General features: G+C 45.4%; 13 protein-coding genes. 7 read left to right on the forward strand and 6 right to left on the reverse strand.

Annotation, left to right across the window (positions count from 1 at the left end):
- Positions 1-9: 9 nt before the first annotated feature.
- From FKN16_RS02395 to FKN16_RS02405, 3 genes are all read right to left on the reverse strand, one after another.
- Positions 10-624, reverse strand: a complete 615-nt coding sequence (locus tag FKN16_RS02395; protein ID WP_006741386.1) for a LysE family translocator — start codon at positions 622-624, stop codon at positions 10-12.
- Positions 625-703: 79 nt separating this feature from the next.
- Complete coding sequence (locus FKN16_RS02400; protein ID WP_047008054.1) at positions 704-1,096, reverse strand: ribosome recycling factor family protein; 393 nt, start codon at positions 1,094-1,096, stop codon at positions 704-706.
- 3 nt (positions 1,097-1,099) lie between these two features.
- On the reverse strand, positions 1,100-1,969 hold the full coding sequence (locus FKN16_RS02405; RefSeq protein WP_085343267.1) for a LysR family transcriptional regulator: 870 nt from the start codon (positions 1,967-1,969) through the stop codon (positions 1,100-1,102).
- Between the two features lie 105 nt (positions 1,970-2,074).
- Between FKN16_RS02405 and FKN16_RS02410 the strand changes: the two genes are divergently transcribed.
- Both FKN16_RS02410 and ansB read left to right on the forward strand, forming a co-directional pair.
- Positions 2,075-3,331, forward strand: coding sequence for an adenylosuccinate synthase (locus FKN16_RS02410; protein WP_104973443.1), 1,257 nt, complete (start codon positions 2,075-2,077; stop codon positions 3,329-3,331).
- Between the two features lie 370 nt (positions 3,332-3,701).
- The gene (gene ansB, locus FKN16_RS02415) at positions 3,702-4,766 is read left to right on the forward strand and encodes an L-asparaginase 2 (RefSeq protein ID WP_006741383.1); all 1,065 of its coding nucleotides are present in this window, start codon (positions 3,702-3,704) and stop codon (positions 4,764-4,766) included.
- 76 nt (positions 4,767-4,842) lie between these two features.
- Here ansB and FKN16_RS02420 read toward each other — a convergent pair whose 3' ends face one another.
- A complete protein-coding gene (locus FKN16_RS02420; RefSeq protein ID WP_170901915.1) occupies positions 4,843-5,679 on the reverse strand; it encodes a pyruvate, water dikinase regulatory protein in 837 nt (278 codons plus the stop codon).
- A gap of 251 nt (positions 5,680-5,930) precedes the next feature.
- Here FKN16_RS02420 and ppsA point away from each other — a divergent pair, with 251 nt between their 5' ends.
- The 4 genes from ppsA to tyrS all read left to right on the forward strand — a co-directional run bounded on the left by ppsA (position 5,931) and on the right by tyrS (position 11,595).
- A complete protein-coding gene (ppsA, locus tag FKN16_RS02425; RefSeq protein ID WP_170901916.1) occupies positions 5,931-8,303 on the forward strand; it encodes a phosphoenolpyruvate synthase in 2,373 nt (790 codons plus the stop codon).
- Positions 8,304-8,473: 170 nt separating this feature from the next.
- The gene (locus tag FKN16_RS02430; protein ID WP_170901917.1) at positions 8,474-9,253 is read left to right on the forward strand and encodes a hypothetical protein; all 780 of its coding nucleotides are present in this window, start codon (positions 8,474-8,476) and stop codon (positions 9,251-9,253) included.
- Between the two features lie 193 nt (positions 9,254-9,446).
- Positions 9,447-10,253 (forward strand): helix-turn-helix transcriptional regulator, encoded by an 807-nt coding sequence (locus FKN16_RS02435; RefSeq protein ID WP_054866994.1) that lies wholly within the window; start codon positions 9,447-9,449, stop codon positions 10,251-10,253.
- 82 nt (positions 10,254-10,335) lie between these two features.
- Complete coding sequence (gene tyrS / locus FKN16_RS02440) at positions 10,336-11,595, forward strand: tyrosine--tRNA ligase (protein WP_170901918.1); 1,260 nt, start codon at positions 10,336-10,338, stop codon at positions 11,593-11,595.
- Between the two features lie 78 nt (positions 11,596-11,673).
- On the opposite strand, the gene FKN16_RS02445 is transcribed toward tyrS, so the two are convergent.
- Positions 11,674-12,033, reverse strand: a complete 360-nt coding sequence (locus tag FKN16_RS02445; RefSeq protein ID WP_170901919.1) for a DUF6559 family protein — start codon at positions 12,031-12,033, stop codon at positions 11,674-11,676.
- Positions 12,034-12,200: 167 nt separating this feature from the next.
- On the opposite strand from FKN16_RS02445, the gene FKN16_RS02450 reads away from it, so the two are divergent.
- Complete coding sequence (locus FKN16_RS02450; protein ID WP_046875806.1) at positions 12,201-12,455, forward strand: hypothetical protein; 255 nt, start codon at positions 12,201-12,203, stop codon at positions 12,453-12,455.
- Positions 12,456-12,556: 101 nt separating this feature from the next.
- Here the strand turns inward: FKN16_RS02450 and FKN16_RS02455 are convergent, their stop codons facing one another.
- Positions 12,557-14,965, reverse strand: a complete 2,409-nt coding sequence (locus tag FKN16_RS02455) for a glycoside hydrolase family 2 protein (RefSeq protein WP_170901920.1) — start codon at positions 14,963-14,965, stop codon at positions 12,557-12,559.
- Between the last annotated feature and the right edge of the window lie 30 nt (positions 14,966-14,995).

Genomic DNA, 14,995 nt, shown 5'->3' on the forward strand with positions numbered 1-14,995 from the left:
TGATATGCGTTATTGCTTACTTAATAGCAAATTCACACCAGATGCTGCTAAAAACAGCGAACATCCGCGATTAAAACGTTTCGCCATTTTTGGATTTGAAAACCAGTGTCTCAAGTACAAACCAAAGATGGCATAGATTGAAATGGCGACCATTTCTAATATCAAAAACGTGGAGCCAAGGGCAAAAAACTGCTCTTGAACGTTGGCGTTCACATCAACAAACTGCGGCAAAAACGCAGTAAAAATAAGAATCGCCTTCGGGTTACCGGCGGCAAGCGTAAACTCTTGTTTCGCAAGCCCTGCATAGTTGCGTGAGTTCGTTAACTCAGAGATCGGGCTCGATTCCGAACGCCAAAGGTTGAATGCAATCCACAATAGATACAACGCACCCACCAGCTTTAACGCTAAAAACAGCATTTCTGATGTGTACAAAATCACGGCGAGCCCAGAGGCAGACAACGCGATCATGCCAGAAAATGCCGTAATACGCCCTAAACTAGCGACAAACGCGGCACGAAAACCGTAACAACGCGCATTATTCATTGCCAATAAGTTGTTTGGGCCTGGAGTCATATTCAGAGCAAAGCAAGCGGGAATAAAAAGGAGGAGCTTCCAAATATCCATGATAAAAAATGGCCTTAATTTTTAGTAATAGCCCGCACCGTAACATTGGCTGCTAGAATGAGTAAATAAAAATTCTACGCTAGAGCATTTCCGCTTCAAACCGAGCTGCTCTGGCTTGCGCAATCGTACAGTGCGTTTCTGTCATCAACTCCGCCAAGGTGATATTTGGGTTTTGCACCACCAACCGAATCAGTTTTTCTTCTAACGGTTCCAGTTTGTCCTGATGAACGGATAACCCTTTCTCCAACTTATTCATCACAAACCTTAGCTCTTCACACTGCCCTGCTTTTAGCTGATCAAGTAACGCTTTTAAGTTCAAAGCTTCTCCAGAAACTTGCCAATGACGTGAGCGCCTAACTCGCTTAACGTCACACCCGCAATCCGCCGCAATGACTTTAATGCGTTTAGCATTCTCACCGCCAATGCGATGAATCAGAGAGGGAAGCGAAACAATAATGTTGTCATCGTTCATCCGTTACTCTCCCACCACTGACACATTCTCTCCAACCCAACTGAGTAGCTGTTTGGCGGCTTTGGAGAGTACCTGATTTTGGCGCACAATGTAGCCGAAATCGGTGTTTGGAAAACTAGGTAAAGGCGTGACTTCTCGGGAAAGCATTAGCCTCGGATCAAGAGAGAAATCCGGCACAATGGCGGTCCCAAATCCTGCTTCTGCCCAGTCGATTTGTGCTTCCACACTGCCCACTTCCATCACGCGATGCTTAGGCAGATTTAACTCAGGTAAAGATGCATCTATCAGCTCACGGGTTCGCGTGTCGTGCCCTAGCAGAATCAACGTCTGGCTCTCTTTTCGATTGTCCTGCCACTCAAAAATGTTATCGCCAAACGCACACCAGTGAATCTGCGTGAGGGGCGTAAAATGCAGCGGTTGGCTCTCTTTTTGTGCGATAACAAAGCCGATATCGGCACGCGCACTTTTCACCAAGTCCACTGCTTGAGAAGACGTGGTATTGAACAATGCCAAGTCGATACCCGGGTATTCACTTTTGAATTGCTGAAATGGTTTGATAAGCAGTAAACGTGAAACGATATCGCTCGCCGCAATAGAAAGCGTTCCTTGCGTAAGATCGTTGATGGCATTGAGATCCGATTGGCAAATTTGCAGCTCATTAAGCATCCGCTGCGCCGTATCTAACAAACGCTTCCCCGCTTGCGTCAACTGCACAGGATTTCGCTCAATCAATTTCGTGCGTGTGGCCTGCTCCAACTGCTTGATATGCAAGCTGACGTTCGGTTGCGTCATGTGCAGTTCCGTCGCTGTTTTGCCGAAATGCTTTACCTCTGCAAGAGTTACGAAGGTTCGCAGCCAGTTCAAATCTAACATTGCCAATTCCGATATGAGATTCTTATCAAGTTAATGAGTATAATTAATTTCTCTTATTATGGCGAACATCTTAAGATTTTTGCATCTGTTTTTGGAGATTAAATTATGTCGTCTATCGTTGTTGTGGGTGCAAACTGGGGTGATGAAGGCAAAGGCCGCATCGTTGACTTTTTGGCAGAGCAAGCTTCTGCAAGCATTCGTTTCCAAGGTGGTAACAACGCGGGTCACACCGTGGTTAACGACCTAGGTACGTTCAAGCTGCACCAGCTACCAAGTGGCGTTTTCAACCCAGACTGTTTGGCAGTATTAGGTCCGGGTATGGTTATCAGCCCTGCATTGCTGTCTCAGGAGATTGCGGAAGTTGAAGAAGCGGGTGTAAAAGTGAATATGTGCATCTCTGATCGCGCAACACTGTGTCTACCTCTACACGCACTAGAAGATACGCTAGAAGAACAGCGTTTAGGCGACAAAGCATACGGTTCAACTCGTCAAGGTATTGCACCTGCGTACGGTGACCGCGTAATGAAGAAAGGCATCCTTGTTGGTTGGTTGAAGCAACCAGAAGTATTGGTTGAACGCCTTCAATTCATGATGGATTGGAAACTGCCGCAACTGCGTGCGCTTTACCCGACGTTCGAGTTCGAGCAAACCGCGGAAGAAATGGCGAACTGGTTACTAGAAGTGTCTGCACCTTGGCGCGATTCAATTTGCAACGTAACGCTTCCTCTAAAAGAACTACAAGCGAAAGACAAAACTCTATTGTTCGAAGCGCAGCTTGGCGCGGGTCGTGACCTTGTTTACGGTGAGTACCCTTGGACAACATCTTCTAACGTTGTATCAATGTATGCGGGTATCGGCAGTGGTCTTCCGGCACTTCGTCCTGAACGCGTGATTGCGGTTGCAAAAGCATTCAGCTCATCAGTAGGTACTGGTACGTTGATCACGGCAATGGAAGAGCAAGACGCTTTCCGTGAACTTGCAGGCGAGTTCGGTGCAACTACAGGTCGTCCGCGCGATATGGGCTACTTCGACGCAGTCGCTACGAAGAACGGTGTTGAACTGCAAGCAGCAACTGAAATTGCGCTAACTAAAGTAGACTGTTTGACTGGTCTTAACGATCTGAAAATCTGTGTTGGCTACGAAGGCGACCACAGCGAAAACCCAATCTGGCCTCAAACTGCATCTCTTGCGCCAATCTACGAGAAGATGGAAAGCTGGAGCGAGGACATCACAGGTTGTCGTAAGTTTGAAGAGCTTCCAGTAGCAGCACAGAAATACGTTCTACGCATTGAGGAACTGATGGGCGTACCAGTAAAAATGGTGTCTGTGGGTCCTGGTCGTGAACAAATGATTATGCGATAAGATGTGAATTAACACATCATTGGCAAGCGGCTTTTATCTGTTCCGGGGTAAAGCCGCTTTTTTTTACACTGTAAACTTTGAAGAAGTTGCACTTCTCCATTCGTGTTTAGTAACCTAATCGCGCCTCCCTTCCCTCTTTATTTATCAATCAATAGATTAGAGCATATAACGCATTGTGCACGTTATTAGTACATCTCACTTGTTAAAGAAGCACGTTATTTAAGTTAATTGTTTGAATTAATGTTCTTTAACTGATTGCTTGATCACGATCTTCATCTGCAATTTGTTGAACTAGCACTCAAAAAATCTAACCCGCTGTTTTTAGGATAGATGAGTTCCCCAACATCCAACCTAACAGCAGGTGATTCCTATGACGAAAAATCTTTTCCGCCTCAGTACGATAACTCTCGGTTTATGCATCAGTTCGTTCTCTTTTGCGCAATCCGATCTTCCGAACATTAAAATTCTTGCCACTGGCGGCACCATAGCAGGCGCAGGTCAATCTGCGACAGAGTCAAACTACACCGCAGGTAAAGTCGGTGTCGAATCATTGATTTCTGCGGTACCTAGCATGACCAACATTGCAGATATTTCCGGAGAGCAAGTGGTCAGTATTGGTTCACAAGATATGAATGATGAGGTATGGCTTAAATTAGCCAAACGCGTCAACGAACTGCTCGCTCAAGATGATGTTGACGGTATCGTCATCACGCATGGTACCGATACGTTAGAAGAAACCGCTTACTTCCTTGATCTGACCGTCAAGAGCAAAAAACCAGTCGTGATTGTCGGTGCAATGCGTCCTTCCACCGCAATGAGTGCTGATGGCCCAGTTAATTTATACAACGCCGTCGTGACAGCAACCGATGAAGATTCTGAAGGGCGCGGCGTATTAGTCGCGATGAATGACACTATATTCGATGCGCGAGACGTAACTAAAACAAACACCACTTCCGTCAGTACTTTCCAGTCACCTAACTTTGGCCCTATCGGCTACATTCATAATAGCGATGCCAAATATCAACGAAGCCCAGAGCGTAAACACACCACAGAAACACCATTCGATGTATCAAAACTCAACACACTACCTAAAGTAGGCATTGTTTATAACTATGCAAATGCGTCGAGCTTACCAGTAAAAGCCTTTGTTGATGCCAAGTTTGACGGTATTGTAAGTGCTGGTGTGGGTAATGGTAACTTGTACCACACGGTCTTTGATGAGCTAGAAAAAGCGAGCAAAGATGGCGTTGTTGTTGTAAGAAGCTCTCGCACACCAACCGGATCAACCACTTTGGATGCTGAAATTGATGACGACAAATATGGCTTTGTTGCCTCAGGCACACTAAACCCACAAAAAGCACGTATCTTACTGATGCTGTCACTGACTCAGACCAAAAACTATCAAGACATCCAAAAGATGTTCCAATACTATTAATTCTGTCTAAGGTTCATTCGATAGAGGAGGTACACACCTTACCTCCTCTTACACATAGCGACATGAGCTTGTCTTGTTAGCCAAACAAGCGACGCTTCATTCCTGCTTTTTCCAGAATACGCGTAGTAATTTCCTCAACAGACAGAGAGGACGTGTTGATGTATGGGATCGCCTCTCTTCTAAACAACGCCTCTACGGTGTCTAGCTCCAGCTTACACTGCTCGGTACTGGCGTAATCACTTCCAGACAAACGATTCTCACGGATTTCAGTCAAACGTTCAGGGTCGATAGTAAGCCCGAATAATTTATGACGATGGATCTCAAACTCAGGCAACAAACGCATCATCTTCACATCTTCCGCAATGAACGGATAGTTCACGACACGCAAACCAAATTGCATCGCCATATACAAGCTGGTGGGGGTTTTTCCGCTGCGCGATACTCCCAGCAGGATAATATCGGCTTGTTCCAACCCTTTTAGCGTGATGCCATCATCATGCGCCAATGTATATTCAATGGCCGCGATACGGTCGAAATAGGTATCGGAATCTTTCCCCACACTGCGAGAACGTTGCAACTTGGGTTTTGGCGCCATCTGAATGTCGTCTTGCACTTTCTGTACAATGCTTTCCAACACATCGTAGCTGTATGCAGGCGCTTCCAGCAGCATCTCACGTACGTCTGGCACCACGATAGAGAAAAACACCAGAGGTTTGACGCCATTGCGTTGGTAGGAAGTTTCAATTTCTTTTAGAACGTCAGCAACTTTGTCCTGGCTTTCTACGAACGGAAAGGTTTTTTCGTTAGGAATGAACGGAAATTGACCGAGAACAACATGCCCTAATGTCTCACATGTTATCGCCGTACCGTCAGAAACATAGAACACATCACGACTTTGGTTATTTATTTGCATTTCTGTTTAATTTTTCAAAATCTTTTGAGTAGGATGGTAAACATAATATTAATAAATCAGTTTGGCTTTCAGTTAGGTTCACCACAGCTTTAAAAATTCTTTTGAATTTTTTTCAGCCAGAACGTAATCGTTTGCCTTTGATATCAATCTAAATGAAGCAATGTATGGTCAACGTGTAATAACAGCCAACATGCGATTGTTTAGAGCGATTTAAGTCCCCCTACTAAGCTGCAATGTTTCTGGAGAAAGACATGCAAAAGAACACCCTCTGGTTCAATGGCCTATCCATGGATGATGTCGACAAAGTCGGCGGTAAGAATGCTTCACTTGGCGAAATGGTTTCTAACCTAGCGAACGCAGGCGTTTCTGTACCAAATGGTTTTGCGACAACCTCATACGCGTTTAACCAATTCCTTGACCACGAAGGTTTGGATGAGCGTATTCACCAATTACTTGATGAACTAGACGTTGAGGATGTGGAAGCTCTGCGTAAGACAGGTGCAACCATCCGTCAATGGGTATTAGAGGCCCCTTTCCCTGCGGACCTTGAACAAGAAATCCGTGAAAACTACCAAGAACTGATTGAAGGCAACCCTGAGCTTTCAGTCGCAGTTCGTTCATCTGCTACGGCAGAAGACCTGCCTGATGCCTCTTTTGCTGGTCAGCAAGAAACGTTTTTGAACGTGAAAGGCATCGACGCAGTACTAGAAGCAACTAAGCACGTTTACGCTTCTCTATTTAACGACCGTGCGATCTCTTACCGTGTACACCAAGGTTTCGACCACCGTGGTATCTCGCTATCTGCGGGTATCCAACGTATGGTGCGTTCAGACAAAGCTTCTTCGGGTGTAATGTTTACGCTTGATACTGAGTCTGGTTTCGACCAAGTTGTCTTCATCACCTCTTCATGGGGCCTAGGTGAAATGGTCGTTCAAGGCGCAGTAAACCCTGATGAATTCTACGTTCATAAGCCAATGCTTGAAGCAGGTGAGCACCCGATCGTTAAGAAAACATTTGGTTCTAAGTTGATCAAAATGATCTACTCTAACAACCAAGAGATCGGCAAACAAGTTGATATCGTTGACACTTCTGATGAAGAGCGCAACACGTTCTCATTGAACGACGAAGAGATCAAAGAGCTCGCAAAACAAGCGATGATCATCGAGAAGCACTACCAGCGTCCAATGGACATTGAGTGGGCAAAAGATGGCATCGACGGCAAGCTGTACATTGTTCAAGCGCGTCCTGAAACCGTATGTTCACAAACGGAACAAAACGTGATTGAGCGCTACGAGCTACAAAACAAAGCAGATGTTTTGATTGAAGGTCGTGCAATCGGTCAACGTATCGGTAAAGGTGCAGTGCGTTTGGTTGATTCTCTGGACCAAATGTCATTGGTTCAAGAAGGTGATGTGTTAGTTACAGACATGACTGACCCAGACTGGGAACCAGTGATGAAGAAAGCTTCTGCTATTGTTACCAACCGTGGCGGACGTACTTGTCACGCAGCAATCATTGCTCGTGAACTTGGTATTCCTGCAATCGTTGGCTGTGGCGATGCGACAAGCAAACTGACTGATGGCGCAACAGTGACCGTATCTTGTGCAGAAGGCGAAACGGGTTACGTTTACCAAGGTGAACTTGAGTTTGATGTAAAACGCTCTTCTGTTGATGAACTGCCACTACTGCCGACCAAAGTGATGATGAATGTGGGCAACCCAGATCGCGCATTCGACTTTGCTCAGATTCCAAACGAAGGTGTTGGTCTTGCTCGTCTAGAGTTCATCATCAACAAGATGATCGGTATCCACCCGAAAGCATTACTTAACTTTGATGCGCAAAGCGATGAGCTAAAAGCAGAAATTAAACAGCGCATTCGTGGTTACAAAGATCCTATCGATTTCTACGTAAGCAAACTGACTGAAGGCATCGCGACTATCGCTTCTGCTTTCTGGCCAAAACGCGTCATCGTTCGTATGTCTGACTTTAAGTCGAACGAATACAGTAACTTGGTTGGTGGTAATGCCTACGAACCGCATGAAGAAAACCCAATGCTCGGCTTCCGTGGTGCGTCTCGTTACATTTCTCCAGTGTTTGAAGATTGCTTCGAGTTAGAAACTCAAGCTATCAAGCGCGTTCGTAACGAAATGGGTCTGAAAAACGTTGAAATCATGATCCCATTCGTGCGTACACCAAGCGAAGCTGCATCAGTGATTGATTTGCTAGCGAAGTTTGATCTGCGCCGTGGCGACCAAGGTCTTAAAGTCATCATGATGTGTGAACTGCCATCCAACGCGGTACTTGCCGATGAGTTCTTGAAGTACTTTGATGGCTTCTCGATTGGTTCAAACGACATGACTCAGCTAACGCTTGGTCTGGACCGTGACTCTGGCGACGTTGCTCACCTATTTGATGAGCGTAACGCGGCGGTGAAAATCATGCTGAAAATGGCAATTGACGCAGCAACCAAAGCTGGCAAGTACGTGGGTATTTGTGGTCAGGGCCCATCAGATCATGAAGATTTGGCGGAATGGTTGATGGAGCAAGGCATCAGCTCTGTTTCACTAAACCCAGACACCGTTATCGATACTTGGTTACAGCTCGGTAAAGTTAGCAGCAAGTAACGCGCTAAAAACTTAAGCCCTCACACTCCCCTTGTGAGGGCTTTGTTATGCATACGTCATTTCGCAATCAGTTCGTGATTCCTCTCTCAAGATCGCCATTTAGTCAATTTCATTATCAAAGTCTGATGACCTAGAATGAATGATGTATCGACAACTCCAGAGAGAATTTGATGAAAAAGTCTATCGCACTCATTACCACATTGATGCTCATCGCATCTCCCGCTTACGCAGATTGGGATGATATTTCCAACAAAATGTCTGAGCTAGGCGAAGCGGTTTCTGATACTGCGCAAGATGCTTGGGACGATACCAAAGCCCTTTCAAAACAAGCGTGGCAAGATTTCACGAACTGGTCCGAGGAAGCAATCAATACCGCGGGCGAGTGGACAGAAGCCAGTATCGAGAAAAGCAAAGAATGGATAGATGCAGCCGACAAGAAAATTGATGAACTAATGGAAGGCGACACGCCAGAAGAAGCTCGCCAAGCCGTGGACTTAATGGCGGATAGTGCTTTGCTCAAGTTGTTTAATGAAAAGCCGGAGGCCAAAGCCATTTACGACAACGCTTACGGCTACGCGGTCTTTGATTCTCGTAAATTGTCTTTATTGTTTCACACCAACTCAGGGTCAGGTGTCGCAGTCAATAAGGAAACAGAAAAACGCACTTATATGAATATGTTTGGTTTGGGCGTCGCACTTGGGGCTGGCGGCAAGTTTTACCAACAAGTGATTCTGTTTGAGAGCAAAGAAGACTTTGATACGTTCGTCAACGAAGGATGGGAGGCGACCAGTGAAGCCTCTGCTGTAGCTGGCGAAGATTCTGAGCAACTTTCAAAGCAATTTAACAGTGGCGTCGCCGTTTATCAGTTGAATGCAAAAGGCTTGCTTATCGATGCCAACGTGTCTGGTTCTAAATATTGGGTTAACGAAGAGCTCACCAACTCGCAGTAACGCATAGCAACTAATTGCTTAAACAGAACGTTTGTTATGCACCCTTATCAATAAGTTAACGCAGCTATGACTCCTCAAAACTGAGTACTTGTGCAACTTTCTCATGGGAAGTCACCAGAAGATGGTGACTTCCCTTTCTCGTTGGATGGCTTTTGGTTATGCTTGCGCAAAACCATCTGCGATTCGGTATCCCATGCCTGACAATAACTTTAATAATCTGCTGGCAGAAGCAATTTCTGCTCTTAATACGCCTAACTTTACTCCTAAGCTTATGCGTGTCATTCGCACTCTTTTTCATTTTGATTGCGCGGTTATTTTAGGTTATCGAGAAGGTAAACATCCTATTTATCTCTACGACTCGATTGAGAACGAGCGAGAATTACTTTTTCAACGCTACCTTACGGACTCATTTCAAAATGACCCTTTTTTTCTCAAACTAAACGAGACAAAGCAACAAGGCGTATTTACACTCAAAGACGTAGCACGCAAAGGCGTTGATTTTACTTCCTACTGCGAACAGTTCTACCATCAGACCGGGTGGAAAGACGAACTGAGCATGCTAGTCGAAGTCGAACCTGGCCGTTGGGTCATGCTGTACTTCGGGTATATGAATGGTGGAAAATACTTTTCTCAACAGCAAATCAATAAATTAAAGCCCTACTTCCCGATAATCCAATCGCTTTGTCAGCAGCACTGGAAACAAACGGAGTTTACCTTTTCTGAGCCTGTTTTTGCCCAAAGTGCTTATTCTGGCAGTATGCGATTGGCCATTGAGCAAGCTTTAGCAACATTTGGCGTAGAATCACTCACTCGTCGCGAGCAAGAGGTGGCTTCACTTCTCGCTCAAGGGTTTGACACCAAAGAAATTGCCGCGCGGTTACACTTAGTGCAAGGCACGGTCAAAAATCATCGAAAACGCATTTACTCGCAGTTAAATGTGTCTTCATTGAGTGAGTTATTCCAGCTTTTCCTCAATCACCTTATTCTCCATTCAAGATAAAAAACTGTCCCTTAAGGGATATATCGACAAAAGGTGTCGCGTTTTAGTCTGAATACAACAACCACTAAGACAGACAAAAAGAATGACGACACCATTACTGCAAGATTTACAAGATCGTGGCTTGATCGCACAAGCCAGCGATTTGGAAGAAATTCAGACACTTCTCTCACAGCCACAAACCGTTTACTGCGGCTTCGATCCTACAGCAGGCAGCTTGCACATCGGCCACCTCGTGCCTTTGATTATGCTTAAGCGCTTTCAAGATGCCGGACACCAAGCTGTTGCCTTGATTGGCGGTGCAACGGGCATGATTGGCGACCCAAGCTTTAAAGCGACCGAGCGCAGTCTGAATTCTTCAGAAATCGTCTCAGATTGGGTTAACGATCTTTCTAATCAAATTCAGCAGTTGATGAATCACCAGCTGACCAAGCCGATGATCATGGTGAACAACGCTGACTGGATGAAAGCGATCAATGTGATCGACTTCTTCCGTGATGTGGGTAAGCACTTCTCGATCAATACTATGATCAACCGAGAATCGGTAAAACAACGCCTGCAACGACCTGACCAAGGCATCTCCTTCACCGAATTTAGCTACGCTCTGCTGCAATCGTACGATTTTGCCGAGCTAAACCGTCAATACGGTTGCCGTCTGCAAATCGGTGGCAATGACCAATGGGGAAACATCGTCAGCGGGATCGATTTAACTCGTCGTCAAAATGGTGAGCAAGTATTTGGCTTAACTCTGCCGCTGATCACCAAATCCGATGGTACCAAATTTGGCAAAACCGAAGGCGGCGCAGTATGGCTAGATCCTAGTAAAACCTCACCTTACGCCTTCTACCAGTTCTGGCTTGGCGCAGAAGACGCCGACGTTTACCACTTCTTGCGTTACTACACGTTCTTGAGCTGCGAAGAAATTGCCAGCATTGAAGCGCAAGACCAAGCAAGCCAAGGCAAGCCACAAGCACAACGTATTCTCGCTGAAGAAATGACGCGGTTTGTTCATGGCGAAGACGGCCTATCTAGTGCCGAGCGCATCACTCAAGCACTGTTCAGCGGTAATGTGCAACAACTGAGTTTGGGTGAATTAAAACAGTTGGAGTTAGATGGTTTACCAAGCATTGAGAGCACACAACAAGATTTGGTTGAGCTATTGATTGAGTCGGGCTTAGCAAGCTCGAAACGTGTTGCGCGCGAACACATCAGCAACAACGCCATCAGTGTAAACGGTGAAAAAGTGTCGGCTGATAACCCGAGTTTAAGCTTCCCACTGTTTGACCAATACTGGTTACTGCAACGCGGTAAAAAGCACTTCTGCCTCGTAAAGCGTGCCGCTTAACAAAGCATCGGAGTGACACCTCACAAGGCAAAGTGATATAGCGAGTTAACTGACAAGACTTTATAAGGTTAGCTCGCTCTAGTATCGGCTGTGCATACCAAAATGATGAGACATTCCATCTTCCATTCGGCCGCCTTTCCAGCCACCAGCACCGAATAAATTAAGCACATCCTGAGCGGTATAATCGGCATCAGCAAAGAAGTCATTCGCCACATCAGAGCGGATGGCTTGCAACTCTGGTTGATTTTCCAAATCAAGATCTTGCGGATTCGCGAACAACGCCAACGCAATTTTTTGTTGGCACGAGCTTAACTCGCAGGTGCTCGTCTTTACCTGACCGACGGAAAAGTACTCACGACTGCCGTATCCCAACACCAATCTGGTACTCATTAGCTTAATCACTTTCTTAATGCGGCGACGTTGTATAAATCTCAACATGTTTTGTTATTCCTGTATTAAGTTGGCTATGGTCGTATTCTTTTGTTCGAATTAAAACACTCTGTTTTATCCGCGAAATTTCTCTAGCGCTTTTCGCGATGATCGGTTGTATAATACGACTCTGAAATATTTTGTTACGTTACCTCGGTAACCCCTGAGACTGCAACATGAACAACAGCAGATGGGTCGGCTTTATAGGCGGCACGATTGTCTTACTTAGTACCTTTATCCTCTTCGGATCTTCCGTCCACGCTGCTTGGTACCGAATCCCTGCGGAAGCCATTCATGGTATCGCCTTCACTCTGGCTTTTGGTTTAGGGTTAAACAGCCTACTGGCGTACGCGACGGCAATGCTTACTCTCGCAGCGCTATTCTACATAGGTTTTGTTGTTGGCTACCGTATTCATCAGAAACTTAAATAAACTTCTGTCTCAACCTGAGCTTAATAACGGATACTTAATAGCTGAAAAGGGAGCAAAGGCCCCCTTCCCAGATATCAGCATATAGATGTTCTATGCCCGTTTTAATCATTAAGGTGGTATACCCTCAACGATTGTTGCATGCCTAAAACATCATCACCTAAATACTCAACCGTCATTGGAACGTTGGCCAATAGAGTAAAACTGGAGTCACTGAACCTTCCATCAACATCACTCTCCAAATGAACAAAAAACGCAGGCTTATCTGCAACCAATGTAATTTGGCTACCCTCAATCGAGACATCAATATTGGCTTTCGCTATCGGCAAGGTTTTTAGCTCGTGAGTACTAAACCATGTGTTGCTTATTCTGTCTTCACCGATTTGCGCTTCAACATAGAGGAAGCCTGACGTAAGTTCATCCTTCTCAACCGATTCATCCAATTGCCACAAAATCGTATTGCTGTCTGCTATGGCTGTTTGTTCTAAGCTCCAACATTGCTTTTCTTCCCCTTGCCAATCTACCCACTTGAGCAGTGCGTTGACGCTTGCGGGCTCTTTGGCATCATTGAGCAAATGCAGGCTCAACTTGCCTGTATGCTCGGAAAATACCAAATACTGCGGCGCAAAAAAGCGTTTTGTATGGTAGTGTAACTGCTTCCAACGACCACTGTATTCCAAGCTAGACCAAGAACTGACAGGCCAATTGTCGTTGAGTTGCCAGTACAGCATGCCGCGACAAACTGGAGAAATGGCACGCCAATGATCGCATGCAGTTTTGATCGCGATTGCCTGCTGAACTTGGCTTAAATACAGCATGCTCTCGAATCCAGAAGGAAAACGAAAATAACGCGTGAACATCTCTGTGATGATACTGTTACCACGAGGATTCTTCTGATGTTGTTCAAAGGTTAGGGACGTGATATTCCAATCTTGCTCCGGGACAAACTGCTTAACTTCTGCAAAAGACGGCCAAGATTGAAAACCAAACTCAGAGCAAAAACGAGGATTCACGTCAAGGTAGGCATTGAATGATTTTCCTGAGTGCCAAACGTCCCAAAAGTGCATATCGCCTTTACTATCATCATGCCACGCGTCACCGAAATCCAGTTCACCATTACACGGGGAACTTGGCCAGAAACGACGAGCGCTATCGTGCTCAGTAGTCACCTGCTCAATCATGCGGTTGAGGCGATCGTAGTTAACCGTGTATTTGACTTTGTTGTGCTTGGATTCTTCATACCAACCAATGGCACCAATCACTTCATTGTCACCACACCAAAGTGCTATTGATGGGTGCTCTTTAAGCCTAGGGATTTGGTATCGAAGCTCATCTTCGACCTCTTTTAAGAAGTCATTATCAGATGGGTACAGTGAACATGCGAACATCATGTCTTGCCACACCAACAAGCCAAGTTCATCACAAAGGTTATAAAAGGTTTCACTCTCATACTGACCACCGCCCCACACACGTATCATATTCATGTTGGCGTCAACCGCACTTTGCAAAAGGTTGCGATAACGTGTTTCGCACTCTCGCCCCGGCATTGCGTCAATAGGGATCCAGTTGGCGCCTTTGGCATTAATTGGTACGCCATTGATGATAAATTCCATCGCAGAGCCATGTTCATCAGCTTGGTTATTTAGGGTTAACTGACGCAAACCAACGTTGCGCGTTAACTTTTGCTCTCTGCAAGAAATGGTAATGGGGTAAAGATAAGCTTCGCCATAACCTGATGGCCACCAGCGTTGAGGCTCCGAAATGTGGAACTGGCAGTGATAGTGGCCACTTCCTTTTGTTTGAATACATTGACGCTCACCATTAAATTCAACAATCAGTTCATGGCGTTGACTGTCCGTTTCCACTTCAACTACTACATCAAGAAACACACTCTCATCGGCTTGCCATTGCTGCTCTGTCGAGAAGCCTTTGAGCCAAAGCTCATTCACAATGTCGATTTGAATGGGGTCGTAAATACCCGATACCATCAAGCAAATACCCCAGTCCCATCCGGAATGACATTGCGTTTTTCGGATCAAATTCATGTGCGGAATTTGATTATTTCCCATTGCAGAAGGGATTGGGAAAGGCAATTTTTTAGCACGTTCCACACCTTCTATATCGACTCTGGCGAATTGAACAAGAACAGTATTTATGCCCTGTTTTAAATAAGGTTTGATATCAACTCGTTGTTGATTAAACATGTTGCTGCAAGTTAGTGCTAACTCACCATTAATATAGAAAGTTGCCAAGGTATCGACACGAGTTAGCGTCATCCAAACTTGCTTGGCAGACAACGTAAACGCATCAACTTCAAACTCACGCGAGATATGCCACTCACACTCTTCAATCCAACGAACTTTGTTTTCATTATCGGCAAAATAAGGATCCGGAATGCGCTCTGCTTGTAAAAGCGCCGAAATATTATCGCCCGGAATAGACATTGGAATTTCAATATCGGGACGCTGTGGCGAGGTAAGTAACCACGGTCCATTAAGTTCGAAGTGAGCCATTGAGTAAACCTCAGTTTGGAGAAGAAACAT

The organism is Vibrio sp. 11-4(1), assembly GCF_013048625.1.
GTDB classification, from domain to species: Bacteria; Pseudomonadota; Gammaproteobacteria; order Enterobacterales; family Vibrionaceae; genus Vibrio; species Vibrio diabolicus.

What these genes read in the sequence shown, in the direction of transcription:
- FKN16_RS02395 (WP_006741386.1), bottom strand. Translation starts at nt 624, where the DNA reads ATGGATATTTGGAAGCTCCTCCTTTTTATTCCCGCTTGCTTTGCTCTG.
- FKN16_RS02400 (WP_047008054.1), bottom strand. Translation starts at nt 1,096, where the DNA reads ATGAACGATGACAACATTATTGTTTCGCTTCCCTCTCTGATTCATCGC.
- FKN16_RS02405 (WP_085343267.1), bottom strand. Translation starts at nt 1,969, where the DNA reads ATGTTAGATTTGAACTGGCTGCGAACCTTCGTAACTCTTGCAGAGGTA.
- FKN16_RS02410 (WP_104973443.1), top strand. Translation starts at nt 2,075, where the DNA reads ATGTCGTCTATCGTTGTTGTGGGTGCAAACTGGGGTGATGAAGGCAAA.
- ansB (WP_006741383.1), top strand. Translation starts at nt 3,702, where the DNA reads ATGACGAAAAATCTTTTCCGCCTCAGTACGATAACTCTCGGTTTATGC.
- FKN16_RS02420 (WP_170901915.1), bottom strand. Translation starts at nt 5,679, where the DNA reads ATGCAAATAAATAACCAAAGTCGTGATGTGTTCTATGTTTCTGACGGT.
- ppsA (WP_170901916.1), top strand. Translation starts at nt 5,931, where the DNA reads ATGCAAAAGAACACCCTCTGGTTCAATGGCCTATCCATGGATGATGTC.
- FKN16_RS02430 (WP_170901917.1), top strand. Translation starts at nt 8,474, where the DNA reads ATGAAAAAGTCTATCGCACTCATTACCACATTGATGCTCATCGCATCT.
- FKN16_RS02435 (WP_054866994.1), top strand. Translation starts at nt 9,447, where the DNA reads ATGCCTGACAATAACTTTAATAATCTGCTGGCAGAAGCAATTTCTGCT.
- tyrS (WP_170901918.1), top strand. Translation starts at nt 10,336, where the DNA reads ATGACGACACCATTACTGCAAGATTTACAAGATCGTGGCTTGATCGCA.
- FKN16_RS02445 (WP_170901919.1), bottom strand. Translation starts at nt 12,033, where the DNA reads ATGTTGAGATTTATACAACGTCGCCGCATTAAGAAAGTGATTAAGCTA.
- FKN16_RS02450 (WP_046875806.1), top strand. Translation starts at nt 12,201, where the DNA reads ATGAACAACAGCAGATGGGTCGGCTTTATAGGCGGCACGATTGTCTTA.
- FKN16_RS02455 (WP_170901920.1), bottom strand. Translation starts at nt 14,965, where the DNA reads ATGGCTCACTTCGAACTTAATGGACCGTGGTTACTTACCTCGCCACAG.